This window comes from Bacillus atrophaeus (assembly GCF_001584335.1).
In the GTDB taxonomy this organism is placed as follows: Bacteria; Bacillota; Bacilli; order Bacillales; family Bacillaceae; genus Bacillus; species Bacillus atrophaeus.
The window spans coordinates 313,403-333,448 of record NZ_LSBB01000020.1 but is presented as its reverse complement, the minus strand read 5'-3'; the positions used below and the strand labels follow the sequence as shown (position 1 = coordinate 333,448).

The window sequence follows — 20,046 nt, the reverse complement described above, 5'->3', positions numbered from 1 at the left end:
ATTTCAAAACTATTTTTCTTCTCTTTGTTTTTTTATTTCCTCCATTTGTGTAACAGTTACCAATTGATACCCTTCATCTGTTAATTTGCGAATAATTTCATCGGCTGCATCCGCAGATGTGGAATAGATGTCATGGATCAGTATCGTTTTTCCGTCCCCCGCTTGGCTTAAAACGTGATTGACGACAGTTTTTTTATCACGGTATTTCCAATCTTCCGGATCAACATCCCATAAAGCGACTTTCATGTTAAAAGCGCTGCGCAGAGAATCATTTAAACCGCCATATGGAGGCCTTACGTGTGTCGGCCGGTAGCCGCTTATCTTTTCAATGATATTCTGTGTGTCATTGATCTGTTTCATCGCTTCTTGAACAGAAAGCCTTGTAAGAAGCGGATGGCTCCATGAATGGTTCCCGACCTCATGTCCTTCTTTCAGCGTTCTCTTTAAGGTTTCAGGATAATATTGAACCCTGTTTCCCAGCACAAAAAACGTAGCGTGCCCATTGTATTTCTTTAACGAATCCAAAATTTGATTGGTTGTCGCAGGATTCGGGCCATCATCAAAGGTTAAAGCAATAGCTTTTTGAGCGGGATCAATCGTTTCCTCTTTCGGCAGGGAAATGACTTCGTGTTTAGGTTTATTTTCCTTGATTTTATTCTTGTTTTTCTCTTTATTCAAATACTTTTCTTTCATCATATCTTTCAAAAGATCTTTTTTAATCGCGATGGATTGCTCACCGAGATATCCGGCTGCTACCTGATATTTATCAAAATAAATTTCCAGATAATCTTCCTTTACCGCAAAATGGCTGAAATTTTTCTGAGTCGGAGCCGTTCCTTCTTTTAACAGCTCATCATTGGCGGCAATTTCTTTTTCTTTCTTTAATTCTTGATAAGATATGTATGAAAGCTTATTCAGGTAATCTTTGTCTTTTTTAAAAATATCATTAAGCTTGATAAATTTTTGCTTATCAAAGTCAAAATTAAATGTCGTTTGAGTTGTTTCTCCATTCGCGCCGCCTAAATATTTATATTCATCGAACACGACTGCTACCGATTGCTTTGCGTAATGAACGATATTGTAATTTATATTTAATTCGCACCGCGTTTTCGTGCTTTCCTGATTTGCTTTTTTGTATTCCTGCTGAAACTTATGAAGTTCTTTTTCTGCATAACTCTTAAACTTCTCATCAATAACTTTATTTTTAAATACAGGATAGTTGACGGCATAGTTATACGTTTTTCCATCGTTAACGAGAGTAGCAATCTCTACATCGCCGTATGTTGAATCCATTTTTATCTTTTTCTTTTCATTGTCGTTTGAGATTTTATTTTGACAGTAACCAATGACGCCCGCCATTAATACAATCAGCAATAGCACATTGATCCACTTTATTCTGCTTGCAAACAAACCTTTCTCCTTCTTTCGTAATCATTTCGTTTTAAAATCCACAGATGATAAACTTTAGCCCTATATTCCTTTCTTTACATCAAGCGATCATCCTAACTTTTAAATTGACATCTAATTGTAACAATAAAGTAACATTCGTTTCCCATTTGTAATATTAAGAGTTTTAGCAGTTCTTGTCAAACATTTTTCATATGATTTGAAAAGAAAAATCCTTGAGAATCAGCCAAGATCCCGGGAAAAAAAGATGTACTTACACTATCTGGGAAAAAGGGAATATAGTAAACAGAATAAAAAAAACCAGGGAGGTTTTCCTCTTGAATTATCCTTATTATGAAGATTTTGAACAAATCGATTTTGCCGATGAAAGACAGCCTTATTATTATCCGCGCCCGAGACCGAGACCGCCATTTTATCCGCCTTACTACTATCCAAGACCAAGACCCTATTATCCATTTTATCCCCCTTATTACTACTATCCGAGACCTTACTATCCATGGCAATACGGATATGGATATGGCGGAAGGCCCTAAATTGGTTTAAGGCATAACAGAACACTTGTGACGAGAGGGCGCTTCATATTAAAATAAGGATGAACTCCATCCTTTTCCGCCCCGAATTATGGAGTGATTTTGTTATTTCAGAGGCAAAACAAAAAGAATTGCTTAAAAACATCGAAATCACGAGAGAAAAAATGATACTGTCAGCAGTCAAAAAAGGCCGGATTCATCCTGACACGATCAGGCTGAGCGAAGCATTAGATGTATTGCTGAATCAGTATCATGCAGATAGAAAGGGGGATTAGCCCCCTTTTTATGTTGTCTCAAACTTCTTCGGACTCCCTCTTTCCATATATTTCATTACCGGCGATAAGCACCCTGATTACTTACTTTAGATTCACTTTCTTTAGCTCACGCAAAGAAGCCAGACCTGATTCCTCTTGGCATAAATAGGCGAACACTCATATCCCAAAAACATAATATGTACTACACAAGTCTAGATATTGGAGGCTCTCATATGTATTCACACTTGAATTCGCATTGGCCTTATTCGTCTAAAAAAACCTCTTCCTCAGCATGGGGTTATCATCCGCAGGAATTTGCAGAAAGGCTCAGCAACCTGGAATATAAAATGGAACAATTACTTAAAATGAGCGAACAAAACAATCAATTGCTGCGTTCAATTGAAGAACAGCAAAACCGCGTATGCACAAACGGCGGCAGCGGCAGCGGCGGATCAGTCATTGTCCGAATGTAAGAGAAACACATCTGAATAAACCAAAAAAAGGCGGCTCACCGCCCTTTTTTATTGCGCTTTATTCCACTTTCACAGACAAAATATGAGGGATTGACTGAATCGTTTTAATGAGCTCTACTTTACCGCTTTTATTCTTGGCTTTCCCTTTTACCTCAACGGCATATATGATTTGATTCCCTGCTGTTTTGTTCTTTATTTCATAAGAAGATATTAAAATGCCCTTTGCTTCTATGTGCTCAAGAATTTTGTATATAGAATCTTTTTGGTCCGCATCAAAGCCGATGAATAAAGAATGCGTGGATATCGATTTGAACAAGACATTCAAAAGTTCAAGACCGATCAATGCCAGTATCGTCCCGCTGATTCCAATTACATACATTCCGGCGCCGATTGTCAGTCCTATTCCCGAAGTAGCCCAAATGCCGGCCGCCGTCGTAAGACCGCGAACAATATGCCTTTGTAAAATGATGGTTCCCGCACCTAAAAATCCGACCCCGCTTACGACTTGTGCAGCGACCCGGCTTGGATCCAAGGACGTATGTTCATTCTGAATGATATCGGAAAACCCATATTTAGATACAAGCATCATTAATGCACTGCCTACTGCAACTAAGAAATGCGTCCGCAAGCCGGCTTCTTTCGCTCTAAATTCTCTTTCTAAACCGATAAGTGCGCCTAAAAAGCCCGCAACCGCTAAGCGAATTACAAAATCAATGTCCATCCTGTCACTCCTTTCCATATCTAAATACCACAAAATTGCGGTTTATATACTACCGGGCAGAAATTAGAGTGTAAAACTGGAGACGGGACGAACAGACTGAGAATAGTTAGAAAAAACTTGTACAGACTCGTTCAAAAGAAGGCTCACTCTACTGTACGAAAAATAATACTCTCGTACCATCAGAATAACCGCTCATTTGATTCCCGACCCATGAACCGGCGCCTCGATTATCAGATGGGGTGACATACCGGATATCCGCCCCGGCCCCGCCTTCTTCACATACAGCCATCGGCCACTCATCCCGGTCATACCCCGGTTTCGTAGGAACCCCCTTTAAAGACTCCTCCCTGCCGCTCATCCGCCCCGGCCCTGTCAATCGTACATACATCTGAATGTCCGGCCGCTACCGCATCTTTAATGTGATCGCCGGTTTCAGGATAACGTGAAAATGGGAAGTAAAGAACCTGATCATACCGTGATGCGCCTTTGACATCCTGCGGAGCATACACTTCCGCACCCATCAATCCAAATAATATCGCTGCGGTCAGAAATAAGCTCGTGATCCATTTTTTCATCGTATACATTCAACCCCCATTTTGCACTTACAGTTAAATGTATGGCGGTTATTTACAGATTATTTAAATGATCTGTATGAATATTAAATGAGCAATGCGAAATTGAACGTTTACCCTACGGAGTTCGTCCAATCGATTTAACTCAAAAATGAATAACCTATCATAATTAAACAGAGAAAGGAGAATGAATATGAGTCATTTCTATGAAGATGATGAGGATCACTATTCAAAAGCAAAATCAGATAGCCATGCAAAAGCGAAGGCTTATGCTCAAAATGACAACGAATTAAAAAACGAAGATCGAAATACTAATATTGCAAAAGTCGAAAATAGCGGAAATTCAAAAGTGAATATTAAAGTTGATGTAGATACGAAAGCAACAAAAGTGCGTACTGAAGACGACCCTGATGAAGAATCAGCACAATCTCAAAACCAAAATAATTCAAATAATAATTCAAACCCATCGTAAAGACTCAGAACAATTGAATTTTAAAAAACCCTCAGCCTTTAAAGAAAATGGTGAAATCCATGGAAGACAAAGTTCATAACATAATGGAGTTTAATAAAAAAAGGCCCGAGATCGAAAAAGCCAACCCGGAAAATACTCATGTCAAAGGTTCCATCATAGAACACAGCGGAAATTCAGAAGCCAATGTTCACGTAAATATTCAAATTGATACAATGCCGATCGCATTCGCCATTTTGTGCTCCTCATTGGCTTCCAATCAAATATCAAAAGAAGAATTCGATTCCGCCTACCATCAACTATTAAATATGAATGCTGATTATATGAGCCAAAAAAACGCAGGCGATCCATCTCACGTGAAACTCATTGATCAGCAGGTTTGGGAGAAGTAATATCTTCTCTCTTTTACATAGAGACTTTATGGAAATCAGCCTTTTGTAACTTTGTAATGTAGTTAGCTATTCTGATAGAAAAAAAAGAATAGACCCGTCTATTTAGACGAGTCTAATAATTTCTGTGCATGAGTTTGAATGGGCGCACTCTTTTTTCGTTCCCAGCAGCTATTGATTTAATGGTGTTCCCTGACACCCCGTGCTTTTTGGCAAGCTCCTTGTATTTTGACGTAATATGTTTTTCTGCCATTTACATTCACCGTTGCCTCCTATTGTATTGTGTTTGTTTTGGAGAGAAACCACCCGCACTCTAGCCGTTAACACCAATTTCCCATCCTGTTATTTACCATAATTTGTATAACTTCTTTTCTATATACTTATCAATATCTCTAAAATACGCTGCCGCAGACAATGATTGCCCCGATTAAAGCAAGATTCGCTTTCATATCCGGCCTGTAATCGTCAGGAAGTATGTCGAGAATCCGTATCCCATCAACAGAAGCAATATTCTTAGTGCCAACAAATCCCCCTAGCTTAATTAGTCGTTCACAAAAAGTTAACATAAATTTACATGGACAAATTTTACAAATCATGTAATGATACAGTTGTATCAAAAAAAATAAAGGGAGTGTTTAAGAATGAAAAAAATGAAAAAAGTTTTAACTGGTTCCGCATTGTCCCTTGCTATGCTTGTTTCTGCAGCCCCTGCTTTAGCCGCAAGCCCAATTACAGCGGGAGTTGAAAAACAAACTGAAGTATCTACACAAGCTGTCAAAAAAACTATTGAAATTCCTGGTTATTCTTCTCGCTGGTCTATTCCTAATACAACAGTGTTTATGGGATCAACATTCTATTTAAAGGATGCTCGGCAAGAAAGCAACGGAACTTGGACGGGAATATTTGAAGGTTGGTATAACGGTTAATAAGATGTGAAGGGTCAATAGCCCTTCACTTTTTTATATTTTTGGATGCCAGCCGATTTAGCAGCAAGCTCAATGCCCCCTATTCCACTTCTATGAGTCTTTCTTTTAACAGATACCGCAGAAATAGCAGCAGAAATAACTATCCGCTCCGCTTCTTAAACACTCTCTGTAACATGGAGAATTAGGGCGCCCATATACATAGTGGGAGCTTCCTGGATAAATCCATGGATAAGAATTATATTGTTGCCGCTGATACAAATGGAAAGACGGGTAATAATACAACATTTTCAACTCCTTTTGGGTTTCCAATATTATACTTACCCACACTCTTTTTAGGTGATTGTCTCTTGCATAATTGGGTGGTTACCTAATAAATGGGTAAAAAAAGTGGAATTTTATTCCGCAAAGTCGGGGCCTTAGAACCATCACAAAATCTTCCCTAAGACGTTTTATAAGATAATCTCTCCTTGTGGCCACCCCCATACTAAGCCGGCTGAGCACCTCGTATTTTCTCAAAGGTTCATAGAGGTGGACGGCTCGTCCATCCTCCATGCGAAACAGCAAATACCAACACCGCTTCCTTTTACACATTAGGCTGCTCCGTGTTCGCCCTCATCCTGGTTGTCTTCCTCTTTTCATCGCTTGAAGGCAAATCGTATTCACTACTTTCATCCAGAGGAATAGATGGTTTTTCTTTTTCCATAGGCTCAGCTTCTGAAAGCTTGATCCTGTTTCCAATCCCACCAAGCTTCAGCGAGTGGAGCAACTTTTTTTCTGCATTCGTTAATGAGGCCCACAATGGCTCCTGATGACCTATTGAGCTCATTAGCAAGCTTTCGGTATGATTCCCCTTCATTGCGGCGTTTCGGTGAAAACCGGGTATTTCAGCGTAAAATACGGAACAGCCGCAGACACTAACCAGTACTACCTATGGTCTAAAAAACGAGTGAAATTGTTCCAAGATAGCAAGCGGAAACAACAGAAACTTGACGAGACATTTAGCCCATTGAAAGTTTACATGTGTGGTACTGGTTGATCAAACAAAAAGAACACTCTTTACTTGGGAAGTCCCGAGTCAGAATGTTTTTTTTTAATCATGTTTTTTATAGAGCCTTTTAAGCAAAATGAATTGGTATGCTCCGAAAATTAAAGTTAGAATGATCACTGCTGTAATTACTTGTTCAGCCGGTAAAATAAAATAAACAAGAACAAAAGAGAGCAAAAGTACAACGTAGCCAATATTAAAGGCCTTTTTAAATGTCATTTAACTCCCTCCTTTCTACAATCATATATGATCATTGACCACATAACGTTTGTTCGATTTCGAGTTAAAAAGGGAATGTTTGTTCTCGTATTATTTACTCAGAGGAGGAGGCAATCGGGATGAATGACTTTAAGCGGTAAGTATACCGGATCATTTTTAACATGAACCACTTCGGAAAAAATCCCTCTTTGGATGAATTGAAGAAAAAAAACGGGAAGGATGAACGCGCTATACGAGAAGCAGTTAAGAATCTCATGAGGCAGCGTTTATTAAAATGAGATAAGAGATAGAATAAATGAATTGTTTAAAAACCCCACCTTAAAAAGTTGGGGTTTAACAAGGTAATACTCACTTAGATATTAATAGCTTTTTCGGCTACATAGAAAGTTCCAGAATCATTCATAGCAGCATGCGCCTTTTCCACATTTAATAAACCTGTAAAAAGAATACCAATTAAAGCGGAACTGATTAAAAATTTCTTCATTATATAGCCTCCGTAACCTTAAGTATTTGTGTTTGGGCATGTATAGTTCTCTTTAAGAAGCTTCTTCCCTCTGCATAATTTCTTTGCTCATAATGAAAGTCACCTAATTTTTCTGTTAATTCTGCAAAATCAGACCACAGGCGTTTCTTTTCCAAATAGTCTAAGCTTCGATATACTTCTGTTTCATTATATTCTTCATATAATGAATTAATGATCTTTAATTTCGCCATGTATTCTTCTTCATTAGAATCTTCAGCCCTATTTAAAGCTGTTTCATAAAAGAAACGTGCTTCCTTCGGTTTGTTGCTTTGGTAAAGTACATTTGCCATCATATATAATGACCTAACACCATACACTGTATCAAGATGTTCTTTCATGTCTATTGCTTTTTTGAAGTGCTCTTCAGCTGCACTTAGGTTTTGAGCCCTTAAATAAACTAAGCCTAAATTATGAAAGATCACTCCAATGATCCTTTTTGCTTTTTTCTCATTCATTCCCTCAGCGACGCTTAAAGCTTCCCGGTAATATGATTCTGCCTCTGTCAGCCGGTACATATCGTACATATTAGCTCCAAACATCATATTGCATCCGATTACTTTCACCTTATATAACTGATTCTTTTCAAACAAATGCTTAGCTTTTTTCAAATGATTCAGGGAAACAAAATGCTGATCAATTTGATAGTAGGCATCCGCTATTTTGTAATGAAATTCAGCTTGTTCCATTTCATCTGAAACAGCAGTCAATTCTCTCTCAGCTTTACGATAATAACTTATTGCTTCAACGTATTCTTTATGATCAAATTCATACATCCCTCGGAAAAATAATGAGTAATATTTTAAAAGGCCTGTAAGTCTTTTTTGCGGTTTTTCTATTTTTTCAAGTAGTTCATCCACTGTGGGACGATCCCGATATCTGTCTTCTGGCTCTAATGAGTCTAACATCAATTGATGACGGAAACACATCAGGGAATAATAAACAAGTAAATCCTGATCCTCTTCCATCTCCTCTATTTCTTGCTCCACTTCCGCCTTTAAAATCTCTGCATCTGGAACACTGAACTGCCGAATCATTTTATACCATTCATTGATTTTGACCCCCACTTGAGACGACGGTAAAACTTGATCCATACATATCCCTCCCTCTAATGTCTATTTTTGTAATATTATAACTTTTCCTACAATAATCGCAAACGAAAAAAAACCGCAATCATTTTGCGGCTATTTCGCATGCAGCTATTTATACTCAATTCTAAAGAATCATTTATGTTAAAAAAACCATGTTATTGATCATGTTTCTTTTCACCATGGTAAAATTCAGTCAAAAAAATTCATTAGGAAAGGATATAATTATGAGAGTTTTTGAAGCAGATACTCTTCTTTCTGCCGCAAAGCAACGTGCAACCGAATACAAAGAATTGCGCAGCCAAATGACGAATCTGAAAATTGCATTTCTAACGAGAATTACCGGGTTTTGGAATATTCCGGCTTATCCGATGCCTACATAGAAGAATCCTTCTTAGAACACGAGCTGGCTAACGCCTACACAAAATCTAAATCCATCATGTCTGAACAGAAAAAAGCCATGAAAGACATATTGAATGATATTGACGATATCCTCCCGCTTGATCTGTTTTCAACAGAAGACTTCAAAGACGAGCTCGGCGATGCGAATGATAAGCGGAAAAAAACAGTCCAAAAACTAGGCATTGTAGACGAAGCGCTTTTGACAGAATATTCACAGTCGGAAATCAACGAGCAATTTATCAAGTCGGACTTTCAAAAGTTAGAGGAATCCACAGGTAAAGGAAAAAATGCTACGCCAATTCATTATAATGCCAAAGCATACCGTGAAAGTGACATACATAAGAAAAAGGGCGAAATTGAAAAGCACACAGAAGCCTATTTAGCTATCAAAAAAAAAGAAGAAGCAAAAGAACGTGAAATCAAGAACCTGAAGAAGAAACTTGCAGCTGGTGTGATGACCCGGATGAATATTTAGAAATTGCCAAGCAGATCGGATATGAGAACCTTACACCCGCTCAGAAGCATTACGTTAAATACTCTAACAATAATTCTTTTGTATTATTCCATAAACGTTGCTGCTTAAAAACATCTTTTCCTGGATATATCGGATCAATCTTTGCTCCTGTTCCAACATTAAAGTATCCTCCTGTGACTCTTTCGTATTCAGGATCAAACGCTAAACGAATAATGATATCAGCCCCTCTTTTTGGATTACCGACATTAATTAATTTTAAAAATTTACCTAATACAGTAGATAGACGAAGGTCTCTGCCAAGTCCAGTATTATTAAAACCAGGATTAATAGCATTGGCAATGACCTTGGTACCAGAAAACTGCCGTGCTAGTTCACCAGTAAACATAATATTTAGAAGTTTTGTTTTTCCATAAATTTTAGATGATCCCCTTACTGTAAATGGAGATATGTCCGTCAAATCATATGGTAACTTCAAATCTCCATGATTTCGGGAGGCTTCTGAAGCAACATTAATAATTTTGGCATTCTCTGCTTTTACCAGAGAATCTTTTAACGTATTTGTAAGTAGCCAAGGTGCTAGATAGTTTACCGCAATCATCTCAGAAAATCCTTCAGAGGTAACGCACTGCTCGAACCTATGGAGTCCAGCATTGTGGATGAGTATATCAATTTTTGAATAATTCTGTTTTATCTCTAATCCCATACGGCGTACATCTTTCATTATCGATAAATCACCAAAATAGAAGTCAACGTCCGTCTCTGGCGAAGCTTCTTTAATTAACTTTTCAGTTTCTTCAGCTCGTTCTTTGTTACGGGCAGTCAACACTAAACGTGCTCCACGTTTTGCCATTTCAATTGCGGCAATCTGACCGATACCACTGGTAGCTCCAGTCATTATAATTAATGGACACTTAGACATGATCTATTCTCCTTTTATTAACTTGACATAGTATAAACAACTTAATATAGTTGACATATATCAATTATATTAAGTTTTTTGTTTGATATATGTCAAATATTTTTTTGCGTTAAGAAGGAGAAATAATGGATGTTAATAATTTTGACTTAAGAAAAAATCTAGAGTTAGCTCTTGGTGAACAGCTCAATGCGTTAATTAGCGAAGCACATGCACTTAACGTCAGAACTGCATCTGCATTTGATGAAACTATGCATGCAGCAGCCTTTGTGGTGGTTCGTTGGTTATATTCTCATGGTCCTACTAATGCCACGAATTTAGCTGAATCAACTGCTATGGACCGCAGCTCTATCAGTAGACTTATTAGGCAATTGAAAAACCAAGGATATGTAAAGAGCGAAAGAGATCCTAAAGACCGTCGAGGAGTACTGTTATCCTTAACTGAACTAGGTCGTGAAAAAACCATGAAAGCACTAAAAGAAAAAGAATCGATTTTTTATGAACGTATTTCACGTTTAACTGATACAGAATTAAAAGCATATATTGAAATGCTAAAAAAACTAACGATCCAAAGCCCATAACAGTTCCTTTTTTGATGGGGTGCTGTATAGAGACAACAACATGGGTCCATTAAAACTCCCTTCTCTCGAATAAACCACAAAGGGAGTTCTTAACGGAGATAGCTTGGCTAGTATTGAACGACATAGCGAAAAACCTTTTAGATTAATAGATAGTTATGACGCAAACGGTAAAAGAGGAAACCGTACTCTTTTACAACATCTGTTAAGTATTCAAATCACTTAAACAATCACATCCTCCCAGCATGAGGCCATAAAAAAATAGACAAAGTAGTCTTCATATTGTTGATTTTATAGATGATTTATCTAAAAATGGGCTAAAAAAGATGGAAAGCTTGGCGGATTAGGAGATCAAACAATCAAAGATATAAAAGACGATCCTAGGCAGGGATTGAGCTCACCTGAAGCTGAGGATAAAGAAATGAACTTTCTTCAATCGGAAGAAGCAGCTGAATGTATGCGCTCGAACAACTAGTGATATTTATGACCATTGTTCCGAGAAACTCGAAAACAGTACAGTAAAACACTTTAATCATTTCGATCCTAGAAACCTAGGACAGAAACAGAGTTGATTTTTCGCTTCAAAATCAGCTCAAAAAACAGTTTCGTCCCCAAGTTCTCCGTTGATAAAAGAACGTTTGTTCGCATGTAATTTGTTCAAGGAGATGATCGGAATGAGTCAAGGAATTTACGACAAGAGATGGGAACAAAAGTTCATATTGCCTGAGCAAAGGGCTGCCCTTTTAAACAGAAAGAGAGAAGTCCAGAAGATCGAAAAACCCATTCTTGATGAATACCAACTGGAATAAATGACACGCACCATTTGTGAAGCGATGGAGTTTAATTCTGTTCTGGCCATCAGCGTATATAGAGACGGTTTTATTGAAGAAGTAACAGGACATGTTCATTACATAGATGAAGTAAAACAGAGACTACATGTAAAGGATTTAATAAGAGATACATGATTGCATTCGATTCTCTTTTATCCGTTGGTACATATGAAGTTGGGAGCTGATCAAATGACTGATTTCGAGCGAAAATTATATCAAAATCTTTGTTAATATGCGGCTGTACGGAAAGAATCCGACTCTTCCCGAACTGAAAAGAAAGACCGGAAAAAGCGAATAGGAAATACGGGATGCCACAAAAAGCCTAATCCGCAAAGGAACTCTTTCATTGGATAAAGAAAAGAAAATATGGATTATTTAAAAAGCCCAACTCATATGAGTTGGGCTTTTTTGGGCGAGGGTATTACTTTTACCCTTCCTCTATTAAACTGATCTATCATACTATTTTTTGGTAAAAACAAAAGAATAATATCCATCAGATTCTCCAGTTTTCAACTTAATTGCTGATCTTCCGTAGGCTGATTTGCTACTGATTTTACCATGCATTGTAGAATACTGCGTTAAGGTACCTGTAGACTTTCTTTTGTATGGTTTAAAAGCTATATAACCTGATTGACCTTTTTTTATTGTAAAGGAATATGTACTAGAACTAGATTTTGCTGACGTAAAATTAAAACTAGCACCATAGTTTATAGCTTTAATTTCTGATGAAGCATTAACACTGTAAGACTTAGATATAGTAGCTTGCCATTGTTTATCTACTCTACACGATGATGAAGTACACTTAATTGATGCTGAAACTTTAATAGGATTTCCATAATATTTAGTGGCTGATTTTTCTTTATAACTCCAAGTTCTAATATCAACGTCAGCATAGGCATTAAATTCTGGCTCGTCATTATTTTCCTCAGAAACAACAAACTCATTCTCTAAATCTTCGTTTTCTGTTGTATTAGTCGCTTTTTCATATTCCTCTTTCGAAACAGGTACAAGACCATTTTCTGTCGCTTTGAATGGTGCAATTACTGCATTTTGTTCCTCATCATAAAATTTTTCAACATTTGGATCAGATAGATTGATAGTATTTTGCTCGGCTGCAAATCCTTTCGTAGGATTTCCAAAAATCATCAAACATACCACGCAAACAGTAATCAAAAACGCAACTTTCTTTTTCATATACACCCTCCTTATTTTTACGACACATTAAAATATTACCAAAGGAGGGTAGTTTTGTAAATAAGATGTGATTAATTTATACTAGGAATTAACAAATAATATATTCCTGATTTCTTATCCACATGAGGAGTTACATTATTATCTGTCTGAGTTTCAATTTTTAGATTTTTTGTTTTGTTAAATCCAGCATATAATTTATACTTTTTACCTGAATACGACTTTACATCACCTGAAATATCAGTCTTATTATTCTTACTATCAAGTACTATATCATTCCCGTTCTTTAACCATGTCACTTTTTTATCTTTCCATGCCAATGTTCCTGTTCCTATACCCATTTGTTTATTTTTTTTAAATGTATATATCACAACTTTTTCATTGTCAATTTCCTTTGTTTCATCTATAAAGTCAGTAATATAAGGTGATTCTTGTTTAGCATACTGTAAAGCTTCCTGTTCAGTATTAAATTTTTTCGCTGAATCGGGAGTTTCATTATTCTTAATAAAATAAAAGCCAACTATGAAAATAATAGAGATGGCCAATAAACAAATGATGATCTTTTTCCCTTTCATAACAATAGTCCTCCAATTTAGAAAATATGTTAGTTATTAGTATAACAATTTTAGAGTAATAAAATAAAGATCTTATTAATTTAATTTCAAAATAGTCAGTCATTAACTCTCGTTAATTAAGTGCATTCTTAAAGCATTAGTTAAAAGACCCTCTCATAGAGAGGGTCTTTTTTCACTTCAATAAAGATTCAAGTTTTGCTTTCGTTTATTTTACTGTTGCGCCTGTGTGCTTCGCAACATAGATGTTTACCTTTCCGAACTGGTCCGTCTTGATCGTGTAAACGTCCGTTTGTGGATTACCGAGAACCCTGTATTTCAGGCCGCCGAATTTCTTAGGACGCAATAAGCTACATTCGTCCCCTTTGACCGGCGCCTTGTTTGTCGGATAGATGCGCCATGAATCGGCCGAAGCCGGAAGGTAAACGTATTTCTTACCGCTGGATGACGGCTTAGAAGAGCCGGATGATCCATCAGCTTTAGCACTTGGCCGACTTTGATTTTATTCGAATTCTTAATATTATTCCATTTCTGAAGGTTTGCCACACTTACCCCATGCTCTTTTGCAATTGTGGAAAGAGTATCGCCTTTTTTGACTGTGTAAGTGCTCCTGCTGCTTTTTTAGATGTTGTCTTTCCTCCTAACGCCTTTAACTCTACTTCAATGGCAGCCTTAACCTCGTCCCATCGTCCTTCTGATAAAATACGGTGAGGGCAGTATTTGCCGTTCCAATCTTGATGCTTCCGAACACGATCAATGCCCCAGCCTCGTTTTTTTAGTAACTGCACCACAAACTTGATGGCTCTTTTCTCTGCCGCCTTGTATCGCGCGCCTCCTGACTTGCTGTAGCAGATTACAACACTGATAGACTTACGGTTCCCGGTGCCGTTCGTGCCGTCTCCTGTGTGCCATGCGTTGCGATTTTAGGGATACCCTGCCTTACCTCTTTATCATCAACAGCAAAGTGAAACTCGTTGAACTGTTGTTTCCGATCATGTAGCTGACCTCGTTAACAGCAGAAGCATCATTGTAAGTGGTATCTCTTTATTAATAGAATGTATCTTCTTTAAACACTGAATGATTGTAACACTACTTTATGTTCGGCTATTAGATTGTATTTATTCAGTATATCAATAAGTTTCTGTTCCATTACTAAATTGCCGTTATTATCTTCTCTGGAATTTGCCCATAGAACATCTGAAATGCATGAGAGTCATATTAAAAACTATATTGTGCCATCAATAGGTCATAGGAGATTAGATCAAATTAAAACAATGCATATTGTTGACTTTATGGATTCACTTGAAAAAGACGGAATTCGAAAAGACGGCAAATCAGGAGGTTTATCGAGTTCAACTAGGTACGACGTATTCAAAGTTCTGAAAGCATGGAAACTAATCAAAGTAGATCCAACTGAAGATTTAGATCCCTTGAAACCAAAGAAATGCAATTTTATGATTCAGAAGCAGCTAAGGAATGCATTGAAGCTCTTTATCAGATTGATATAATGTGGAGATTGTATTTTTTGGGCGCAATGATTGGCGGTCTAAGAAGAGCAGAAGGATTAGCCTTTGAATGGCATTTAGATGTTGATTGGAATGCAGGAGGTTTTTATGTAAATCGTTCAATCCCAAAAACAATTGATGGAAAACCACTTATCAAGGATCCTAAATCAAAAAAATCCAAGCGCTTTGTAAAGATGCCTGATTGGTATATGGATGAGCTTGAGAAGTACTATAGAATGTGGAAAAAAGAGAAACTAAGATTAGGTGATGCTTGGGAAGGTGGAGAACATCAATACATTTTCCATAGTGGGAAAGGTAAGCCCTATTATTACACAACCCCCACTACAAAATGGTCCAAGTTCACTAAAAAGTATGAGCTGAAAAAAATATGACTTCATGAGTTGCGTCATACAATGGTTACTTTAATAATTGAAGCTGGTGCAAATTATAGAGCGATTCAAGAACGAGTCGGTCACGCCAGTTATCGAACTACATTCGATATATATGGCCATATAACAAAAAAATTAGCTGATGTGACAGCTGAACTTTTCAACAATTTTGCCCCTAAAAAGAGATACTGTCAATGAATTTCGAAGCCAAGAAATCAAGTTCGCCAACAGTTTGCCAACAACTTGCGAATTTGATAAACCGGCTTTATTAAAGCAAAGTAAAAAACCCTTGCTGCGCAAGGGTTTAAGCTATGATTCCGACTGGGCTCGAACCAGCGACCTCTACCCTGTCAAGGTAGCGCTCTCCCAGCTGAGCTACGGAATCATGGTATGTATGTGTTGCTGGGTATGTTGGTTATCTTACTGACAAGTTCTATTATATGTGCTAATGTGCTTTCCGTCAATATCTTTTTTATAAAAACTTTATCTTCTCTTGCTCTGCTGTCTTTTCACACTTATAATTATTTTAATTTTCAAATAAATAGGGGTGGTTGAGTGAATTCTTTTATTTCTTCTGACGATGTTTGGGTGCTATGGGGATTTATCGCGGTGTGGGCCGCAGTTAGTATCTATTTCGAACAGCGCTTTAAATGGGCTTCTGCTATTTCCGGAGCAATATTGGCGCTTGTCGGGGCGATGTTATTTACGAATATCGGGGTGCTCCCTGTTGAATCCCCTGTGTATGATTCGGTGTGGGCATATGTTGTGCCGCTTGCGATTCCTCTTTTGCTGTTTCAGATCAATGTGCGTCAGATTTTTAGCGAAAGCAGGCGTTTGCTGTTTATCTTTCTGGTAAGCGCGGGGGGAACGGTGCTTGGCAGCATTGCGGCTTTTTTTCTTTTGAAAAATCATATTCCTTTTCTTGATAAAATCGGCGGTATGCTCAGCGCTTCTTATATCGGCGGAGGAATTAATTTTGCGGCGATGGCTGCGAAGTTTGAGACGCCGGGTGAATATGTTTCGGCGACTGTGGTGGCTGACAATTTCATGATGGCGTTGCTGTTTTTTATATTAATCAGCATTCCCGCTCTGAAGTGGTTTCAAATACATTATGATATGCCGTTTGAAGACAAAGTAAAGGCGGAAGGAAACGGAGAAAATAGTGCGGAAAGCTATTGGAAACGGAAAAGTATTTCCTTAAAGGATATTGCGGTTAATATGGGCGCTGCTTTTGCGCTTGTCGCAGTGAGCGTTAAGATTGCTGGTTTTTTTAAGAGTGTTTTTTCTCATCCCCTTTTGACCGGGACGTTTGGCGATCAGTATCTTGTGCTTACGACTTTGACCGTCCTTGTGATTTTTCTTTTCCCTCGCTTTTTTGAAAAGCTCAATGGGTCTCAGGAGCTGGGAACCTATTTCATTTATTTGTTTTTTGTGGTGATAGGTATTCCTGCCGACCTCCGTTTAATTGTGACCAATGCGCCGCTTATTCTATTATTTGTGTTCCTCATTGCGATCAGTAATTTAATCGTTTCTCTCCTTGTCGGAAAACTGTTCCGCGTCCGCCTTGAGGAAATTCTGCTTGCCGTGAACGCCACAGTAGGCGGCCCCACGACAGCTGCGGCGATGGCGATAGCAAAGGGATGGCGGGAACTTGTCGCGCCGATTATGCTGGTCGGAACGCTTGGCTACTTAATCGGCAACTATGTCGGTACTTTTATGGGAAATTGGTTTTCTTCCTTTTTATAAGAAGGATTTTCTGAGATTTTCTTAAAATGATAAAAAACTAATGCTATAGAGATAACGAAGAGATCATATGGCATGATAAAAGAAAATACCATTTATATAAGGCCCTTACCGATAGACGATGCTGAAGGAAACCTGAAGTTACAAAGCGAGAATCGAGATTTCTTTGAACTGTTTTCAATGACTCGCGCTTGCGATTTTTATACGATCGAAGTACAAAGGAAGAGAATCGAACAATATAGGCAAAAACTGAAAAAAGACCAAGAATATCATTATAGAAAGAAGCCGAGTGTCCCCGGCTTCTTTTTTACCGCGCAGCTACAGGCACTATTTCTTTCAGCGCTTGTTCGAAATCGCGTTCTAAATCATCTGCATTTTCGACTCCCACACTGAGCCGCAATAATCCGTCAGTGATACCGCGTTTTTCACGTTCTTCCTTAGGCATCGCCGCATGGGACATCGTCGCCGGGTATGACAAAATGGATTCCACTGCGCCGAGACTGACAGCAAAGACCGGGAGTGATACGTTTTCCACCAATTTTTTGACGGCCTCTTTGCTTTCAAGCTCAAATGAAAGTACGGCGCCCGCTCCGCTTGATTGGCTTTTATGGATAGCGGCTCCCGGATGATCAGACAGCCCTGGGTAATACACACGTTTTACGGCCGGATGCTGCTGGAAATATTCCGCAAGCCGCAGTGCCGTCTGGCTTGCTTTTTCTAACCGGACCTGCAATGTTTTTAAACCGCGCAGTACGAGCCAGCAATCTTGCACGCCAAGGACAGCGCCGAATGCGTTTTGCAGTTTATACAATTCGTGCCCCAGTTCTTTATCTTTAACAGCTGCAAGCCCGGATAAAACATCGCTGTGTCCGCTCAAAAACTTTGTGGCGCTGTGAAGCACGATGTCTACCCCGAGATCAAGCGGTCTCTGCAATGCCGGTGTCATAAACGTGTTATCCAAGTATGTCAGACAGCCATTCTCCTTCGCCAGCTTGACGACTTCTTTAATGTCGGTAACGCCAAGCGTCGGGTTTGACGGGGTTTCCATGTAAATGACTTTAGTATTTGGCTGAATGTTCCGGGCGATTTCATTTACATCGGTCATATCGACAAAGGTATGCTCAATCCCAAAGCGGGTCAAAACCTCTGTCACCATACGGAATGTTCCGCCATACACATCTTCTGTCACTAATACATGGTCACCCTGTGAAAGCAGCAAGAAAGCCGTTGAAATGGCGGCCATCCCCGAACTGAAGGCAAACCCTCTCGTTCCGCCTTCTAAAGCCGCAATCGTTTCCTCAAGAGCCGTTCTAGTCGGCGTGCCTGAGCGGCTGTAATCAAATGCGCCAAACTCTTCAAACGATGATTGGTGAAAAGTTGAGGCATGCTGGATCGGCACACTGACTGCCCCTGTTGCTCCGTCTGTTTTAAATGGGTTGTGGACGAGCTGGGTTTCCAGCGTCCAAGTATGATTACTCAAATGAAACAGCTCCCTCTTTGACCTGACGTAGCGCCTGTTTTAAGTCTAGTTTTAAATCTTCGGCGTGCTCAATACCGACTGAAAAGCGAAGCAAACGATTGCAGACGCCGTTTGCGATTCGGATGTCTTCCGGAATATCCATATGGGTTTGGGTCGCGGGGTATGTAATAAAGCTTTCTACCCCGCCAAGGCTCTCCGCAAAACAAATCGTCTGCAAAGCTTTTAAAAACGGATTCACCCATTCTTCTTTCTGCAAACGGAATGACAGCATACCGCCTTTGCCCGGATACAGCACATCGGCGATTTCATCTTGCTCTTCCAAAAATGCCGCAAGCTCCTGCGCATTTTCTTGGTGCTGGCGCATTCTGAGGCCCAGCGTCTTCATTCCCCTCATTAAAAGCCAGGAATCAAATGGCGGAAGAACGGCGCCAATCGCATTTTGGTGCTGAAACATTTCCTCACCAAGCTCCTCATCTTTCACGACGACAAGACCGGCAAGCAAATCATTATGCCCTCCCAAATACTTCGTCGCACTGTGAATGATAATATCTGCCCCAAGTTCCAAGGGACGCTGCAAAATCGGCGTGTAAAATGTATTGTCCACAATGAGAAGCAAGCCTAACTCATTGGTAATCCGGGCGATGAATTCGATATCAGCTTCCTGCATCAGCGGATTTGTCGGCGTTTCCACGAACACCGCTTTTGTGTTTTTCGTTATTTTTGAGCGTAAACAGTCTTCGTCTGTGAAATCATCGTAGAGGAAGCTCAATCCGTATTTTCTCCATTCATTTTCAAACAGACGGTATGTGCCGCCGTACAAGTCTGAGGAGACAATCAGTTCATCACCACTTTTGAATAAGGCCATAATCGTTTGGATGGCGGCCATGCCTGAACTGAAAGCAAACCCTCTTGCGCCGTTCTCTAGGCTTGCGATCGCATCTTCGACAAGCTGGCGTGTCGGATTTTTCGTCCGGACATAATCAAATCCGGTCGATTCGCCGATGCCTTTGTGACGGTAGGCCGTTGATAAATAAATCGGCGGGTTTACAGTTCCCGTCGTTTCTTCGCTGCGGTTTCCGATTTGGGCTAATTTCGTTTCAATATGCTCTGACATAGAACAAACACCATCCCTTTTCAAAATAAAAAACCCCCTTGCTTCATAAGAAGAAGGGGTTTTACACTTCCTCTTATCTTCCAAGCACAAAAATCGCTTGCTGGATTTAGCACCTTGGCACTTCGCCTTTCTTGGCAAAGCAAACCGGTTGCTGAGGTTTCAAAGGGCCAGTCCCTCCACCTCTCACGATAAGAATGTCTCTAAATTTTCTGATTGTTTTATATTAGCGTAATTCATT

General features: G+C 39.1%; 20 protein-coding genes, 1 tRNA gene, 7 pseudogenes and 1 riboswitch. Of the genes and pseudogenes, 13 read left to right on the top strand and 15 right to left on the bottom strand.

The features are described from left to right. Positions 1 to 9: 9 nt before the first annotated feature. Positions 10 to 1,410 (bottom strand): polysaccharide deacetylase family protein, encoded by a 1,401-nt coding sequence (locus AXI57_RS15325; protein ID WP_061670557.1) that lies wholly within the window; start codon positions 1,408 to 1,410, stop codon positions 10 to 12. A 314-nt stretch (positions 1,411 to 1,724) separates the two neighbouring features. On the opposite strand from AXI57_RS15325, the gene AXI57_RS15320 reads away from it, so the two are divergent. From AXI57_RS15320 to AXI57_RS15310, 3 genes are all read left to right on the top strand, one after another. Further along, positions 1,725 to 1,940 (top strand): spore coat protein, encoded by a 216-nt coding sequence (locus tag AXI57_RS15320; protein WP_081112782.1) that lies wholly within the window; start codon positions 1,725 to 1,727, stop codon positions 1,938 to 1,940. 59 nt (positions 1,941 to 1,999) lie between these two features. Beyond that, the gene (locus AXI57_RS22130; protein WP_061670555.1) at positions 2,000 to 2,212 is read left to right on the top strand and encodes an aspartyl-phosphate phosphatase Spo0E family protein; all 213 of its coding nucleotides are present in this window, start codon (positions 2,000 to 2,002) and stop codon (positions 2,210 to 2,212) included. A 212-nt stretch (positions 2,213 to 2,424) separates the two neighbouring features. After that, complete coding sequence (locus AXI57_RS15310; protein WP_061670554.1) at positions 2,425 to 2,664, top strand: hypothetical protein; 240 nt, start codon at positions 2,425 to 2,427, stop codon at positions 2,662 to 2,664. A 58-nt stretch (positions 2,665 to 2,722) separates the two neighbouring features. Here AXI57_RS15310 and AXI57_RS15305 read toward each other — a convergent pair whose 3' ends face one another. Together AXI57_RS15305 and AXI57_RS15300 are read right to left on the bottom strand one after the other, a co-directional pair. Next, positions 2,723 to 3,385 (bottom strand): MgtC/SapB family protein, encoded by a 663-nt coding sequence (locus tag AXI57_RS15305; RefSeq protein WP_010788290.1) that lies wholly within the window; start codon positions 3,383 to 3,385, stop codon positions 2,723 to 2,725. 148 nt (positions 3,386 to 3,533) lie between these two features. Next, positions 3,534 to 3,960 (bottom strand): annotated as a pseudogene (locus tag AXI57_RS15300) (NucA/NucB deoxyribonuclease domain-containing protein). 190 nt (positions 3,961 to 4,150) lie between these two features. Between AXI57_RS15300 and AXI57_RS15295 the strand changes: the two are divergent. Both AXI57_RS15295 and AXI57_RS15290 read left to right on the top strand, forming a co-directional pair. Then, positions 4,151 to 4,429 (top strand): hypothetical protein, encoded by a 279-nt coding sequence (locus AXI57_RS15295; RefSeq protein WP_061670553.1) that lies wholly within the window; start codon positions 4,151 to 4,153, stop codon positions 4,427 to 4,429. A 59-nt stretch (positions 4,430 to 4,488) separates the two neighbouring features. Continuing rightward, positions 4,489 to 4,818 carry a hypothetical protein gene (locus tag AXI57_RS15290; RefSeq protein WP_010788288.1) on the top strand — a complete coding sequence of 110 codons (330 nt, stop codon included), beginning with the start codon at positions 4,489 to 4,491 and terminating at the stop codon, positions 4,816 to 4,818. A gap of 112 nt (positions 4,819 to 4,930) precedes the next feature. Here AXI57_RS15290 and AXI57_RS21435 read toward each other — a convergent pair whose 3' ends face one another. Continuing rightward, positions 4,931 to 5,068: a hypothetical protein gene (locus tag AXI57_RS21435; RefSeq protein ID WP_155723726.1), complete on the bottom strand. Its 138-nt coding sequence runs from the start codon at positions 5,066 to 5,068 to the stop codon at positions 4,931 to 4,933. Positions 5,069 to 5,456: 388 nt separating this feature from the next. Between AXI57_RS21435 and AXI57_RS15285 the strand changes: the two genes are divergently transcribed. After that, a complete protein-coding gene (locus tag AXI57_RS15285) occupies positions 5,457 to 5,741 on the top strand; it encodes a hypothetical protein (protein WP_061670552.1) in 285 nt (94 codons plus the stop codon). A gap of 1,090 nt (positions 5,742 to 6,831) precedes the next feature. Here AXI57_RS15285 and AXI57_RS21770 read toward each other — a convergent pair. From AXI57_RS21770 to AXI57_RS15275, 3 genes are all read right to left on the bottom strand, one after another. Next, on the bottom strand, positions 6,832 to 7,005 hold the full coding sequence (locus tag AXI57_RS21770; protein ID WP_169800246.1) for a hypothetical protein: 174 nt from the start codon (positions 7,003 to 7,005) through the stop codon (positions 6,832 to 6,834). 352 nt (positions 7,006 to 7,357) lie between these two features. Continuing rightward, entirely contained in the window at positions 7,358 to 7,489 is a 132-nt protein-coding gene (locus AXI57_RS22305; protein ID WP_255265364.1) for a hypothetical protein, read from the bottom strand. Continuing rightward, positions 7,489 to 8,619, bottom strand: a complete 1,131-nt coding sequence (locus AXI57_RS15275; protein WP_061670551.1) for a Rap family tetratricopeptide repeat protein — start codon at positions 8,617 to 8,619, stop codon at positions 7,489 to 7,491. The genes AXI57_RS22305 and AXI57_RS15275 overlap by 1 nt, the downstream gene beginning before the upstream one ends. A gap of 221 nt (positions 8,620 to 8,840) precedes the next feature. Here AXI57_RS15275 and AXI57_RS15265 point away from each other — a divergent pair. After that, positions 8,841 to 9,534, top strand: a pseudogene (locus tag AXI57_RS15265) (T7SS effector LXG polymorphic toxin); the annotation flags it as partial. Between the two features lie 5 nt (positions 9,535 to 9,539). Here AXI57_RS15265 and AXI57_RS15260 read toward each other — a convergent pair. Further along, positions 9,540 to 10,409 (bottom strand): SDR family NAD(P)-dependent oxidoreductase, encoded by an 870-nt coding sequence (locus AXI57_RS15260; protein ID WP_061670548.1) that lies wholly within the window; start codon positions 10,407 to 10,409, stop codon positions 9,540 to 9,542. Between the two features lie 125 nt (positions 10,410 to 10,534). Here AXI57_RS15260 and AXI57_RS15255 point away from each other — a divergent pair, with 125 nt between their 5' ends. The 3 genes and pseudogenes from AXI57_RS15255 (at position 10,535) to AXI57_RS22120 (ending at position 12,193) form a co-directional block, all read left to right on the top strand. Further along, the gene (locus AXI57_RS15255; RefSeq protein ID WP_035175069.1) at positions 10,535 to 10,987 is read left to right on the top strand and encodes a MarR family winged helix-turn-helix transcriptional regulator; all 453 of its coding nucleotides are present in this window, start codon (positions 10,535 to 10,537) and stop codon (positions 10,985 to 10,987) included. A 671-nt stretch (positions 10,988 to 11,658) separates the two neighbouring features. Next, positions 11,659 to 11,999, top strand: a pseudogene (locus tag AXI57_RS22125) (YolD-like family protein). Between the two features lie 4 nt (positions 12,000 to 12,003). Then, positions 12,004 to 12,193: pseudogene (locus AXI57_RS22120) on the top strand (hypothetical protein). Between the two features lie 80 nt (positions 12,194 to 12,273). On the opposite strand, the gene AXI57_RS15245 reads toward AXI57_RS22120, so the two are convergent. The 4 genes and pseudogenes from AXI57_RS15245 to AXI57_RS21425 form a co-directional block, all read right to left on the bottom strand. Next, positions 12,274 to 13,008, bottom strand: coding sequence for a DUF6060 domain-containing protein (locus AXI57_RS15245; protein WP_061670547.1), 735 nt, complete (start codon positions 13,006 to 13,008; stop codon positions 12,274 to 12,276). Between the two features lie 71 nt (positions 13,009 to 13,079). Next, positions 13,080 to 13,580, bottom strand: coding sequence for a hypothetical protein (locus AXI57_RS15240; protein ID WP_061670546.1), 501 nt, complete (start codon positions 13,578 to 13,580; stop codon positions 13,080 to 13,082). Positions 13,581 to 13,895: 315 nt separating this feature from the next. Then, positions 13,896 to 14,123 (bottom strand): LysM peptidoglycan-binding domain-containing protein, encoded by a 228-nt coding sequence (locus AXI57_RS21430; protein WP_238380192.1) that lies wholly within the window; start codon positions 14,121 to 14,123, stop codon positions 13,896 to 13,898. A 41-nt stretch (positions 14,124 to 14,164) separates the two neighbouring features. Further along, a pseudogene (locus AXI57_RS21425) lies at positions 14,165 to 14,612 on the bottom strand (peptidoglycan recognition protein family protein); the annotation flags it as partial. A 143-nt stretch (positions 14,613 to 14,755) separates the two neighbouring features. Between AXI57_RS21425 and AXI57_RS22565 the strand changes: the two are divergent. Continuing rightward, positions 14,756 to 15,669: pseudogene (locus AXI57_RS22565) on the top strand (site-specific integrase); the annotation flags it as partial. 114 nt (positions 15,670 to 15,783) lie between these two features. Here AXI57_RS22565 and AXI57_RS15220 read toward each other — a convergent pair. Beyond that, a tRNA-Val gene (locus AXI57_RS15220) sits at positions 15,784 to 15,856 on the bottom strand. A 170-nt stretch (positions 15,857 to 16,026) separates the two neighbouring features. Between AXI57_RS15220 and AXI57_RS15215 the strand changes: the two genes are divergently transcribed. Beyond that, on the top strand, positions 16,027 to 17,217 hold the full coding sequence (locus AXI57_RS15215; protein WP_061670543.1) for a DUF819 family protein: 1,191 nt from the start codon (positions 16,027 to 16,029) through the stop codon (positions 17,215 to 17,217). A 72-nt stretch (positions 17,218 to 17,289) separates the two neighbouring features. After that, a pseudogene (locus AXI57_RS22380) lies at positions 17,290 to 17,490 on the top strand (GNAT family N-acetyltransferase); the annotation flags it as partial. 31 nt (positions 17,491 to 17,521) lie between these two features. Here AXI57_RS22380 and metC read toward each other — a convergent pair. Together metC and AXI57_RS15205 are read right to left on the bottom strand one after the other, a co-directional pair. Next, positions 17,522 to 18,694, bottom strand: a complete 1,173-nt coding sequence (gene metC / locus AXI57_RS15210; protein WP_061670542.1) for a cystathionine beta-lyase — start codon at positions 18,692 to 18,694, stop codon at positions 17,522 to 17,524. After that, positions 18,687 to 19,808 (bottom strand): methionine biosynthesis PLP-dependent protein, encoded by a 1,122-nt coding sequence (locus AXI57_RS15205; protein WP_061670541.1) that lies wholly within the window; start codon positions 19,806 to 19,808, stop codon positions 18,687 to 18,689. The genes metC and AXI57_RS15205 overlap by 8 nt, the downstream gene beginning before the upstream one ends. 70 nt (positions 19,809 to 19,878) lie before the next feature. Beyond that, positions 19,879 to 20,003: riboswitch (SAM riboswitch) on the bottom strand. Positions 20,004 to 20,046 lie beyond the last annotated feature (43 nt).

What these genes read in the sequence shown, in the direction of transcription:
- AXI57_RS22130 (WP_061670555.1), top strand. Translation starts at nt 2,000, where the DNA reads ATGAACTCCATCCTTTTCCGCCCCGAATTATGGAGTGATTTTGTTATT.
- AXI57_RS15310 (WP_061670554.1), top strand. Translation starts at nt 2,425, where the DNA reads ATGTATTCACACTTGAATTCGCATTGGCCTTATTCGTCTAAAAAAACC.
- AXI57_RS15305 (WP_010788290.1), bottom strand. Translation starts at nt 3,385, where the DNA reads ATGGACATTGATTTTGTAATTCGCTTAGCGGTTGCGGGCTTTTTAGGC.
- AXI57_RS15295 (WP_061670553.1), top strand. Translation starts at nt 4,151, where the DNA reads ATGAGTCATTTCTATGAAGATGATGAGGATCACTATTCAAAAGCAAAA.
- AXI57_RS15290 (WP_010788288.1), top strand. Translation starts at nt 4,489, where the DNA reads ATGGAAGACAAAGTTCATAACATAATGGAGTTTAATAAAAAAAGGCCC.
- AXI57_RS21435 (WP_155723726.1), bottom strand. Translation starts at nt 5,068, where the DNA reads ATGGCAGAAAAACATATTACGTCAAAATACAAGGAGCTTGCCAAAAAG.
- AXI57_RS15285 (WP_061670552.1), top strand. Translation starts at nt 5,457, where the DNA reads ATGAAAAAAATGAAAAAAGTTTTAACTGGTTCCGCATTGTCCCTTGCT.
- AXI57_RS21770 (WP_169800246.1), bottom strand. Translation starts at nt 7,005, where the DNA reads ATGACATTTAAAAAGGCCTTTAATATTGGCTACGTTGTACTTTTGCTC.
- AXI57_RS22305 (WP_255265364.1), bottom strand. Translation starts at nt 7,489, where the DNA reads ATGAAGAAATTTTTAATCAGTTCCGCTTTAATTGGTATTCTTTTTACA.
- AXI57_RS15275 (WP_061670551.1), bottom strand. Translation starts at nt 8,619, where the DNA reads ATGGATCAAGTTTTACCGTCGTCTCAAGTGGGGGTCAAAATCAATGAA.
- AXI57_RS15260 (WP_061670548.1), bottom strand. Translation starts at nt 10,409, where the DNA reads ATGTCTAAGTGTCCATTAATTATAATGACTGGAGCTACCAGTGGTATC.
- AXI57_RS15255 (WP_035175069.1), top strand. Translation starts at nt 10,535, where the DNA reads ATGGATGTTAATAATTTTGACTTAAGAAAAAATCTAGAGTTAGCTCTT.
- AXI57_RS15245 (WP_061670547.1), bottom strand. Translation starts at nt 13,008, where the DNA reads ATGAAAAAGAAAGTTGCGTTTTTGATTACTGTTTGCGTGGTATGTTTG.
- AXI57_RS15240 (WP_061670546.1), bottom strand. Translation starts at nt 13,580, where the DNA reads ATGAAAGGGAAAAAGATCATCATTTGTTTATTGGCCATCTCTATTATT.
- AXI57_RS15205 (WP_061670541.1), bottom strand. Translation starts at nt 19,808, where the DNA reads ATGTCAGAGCATATTGAAACGAAATTAGCCCAAATCGGAAACCGCAGC.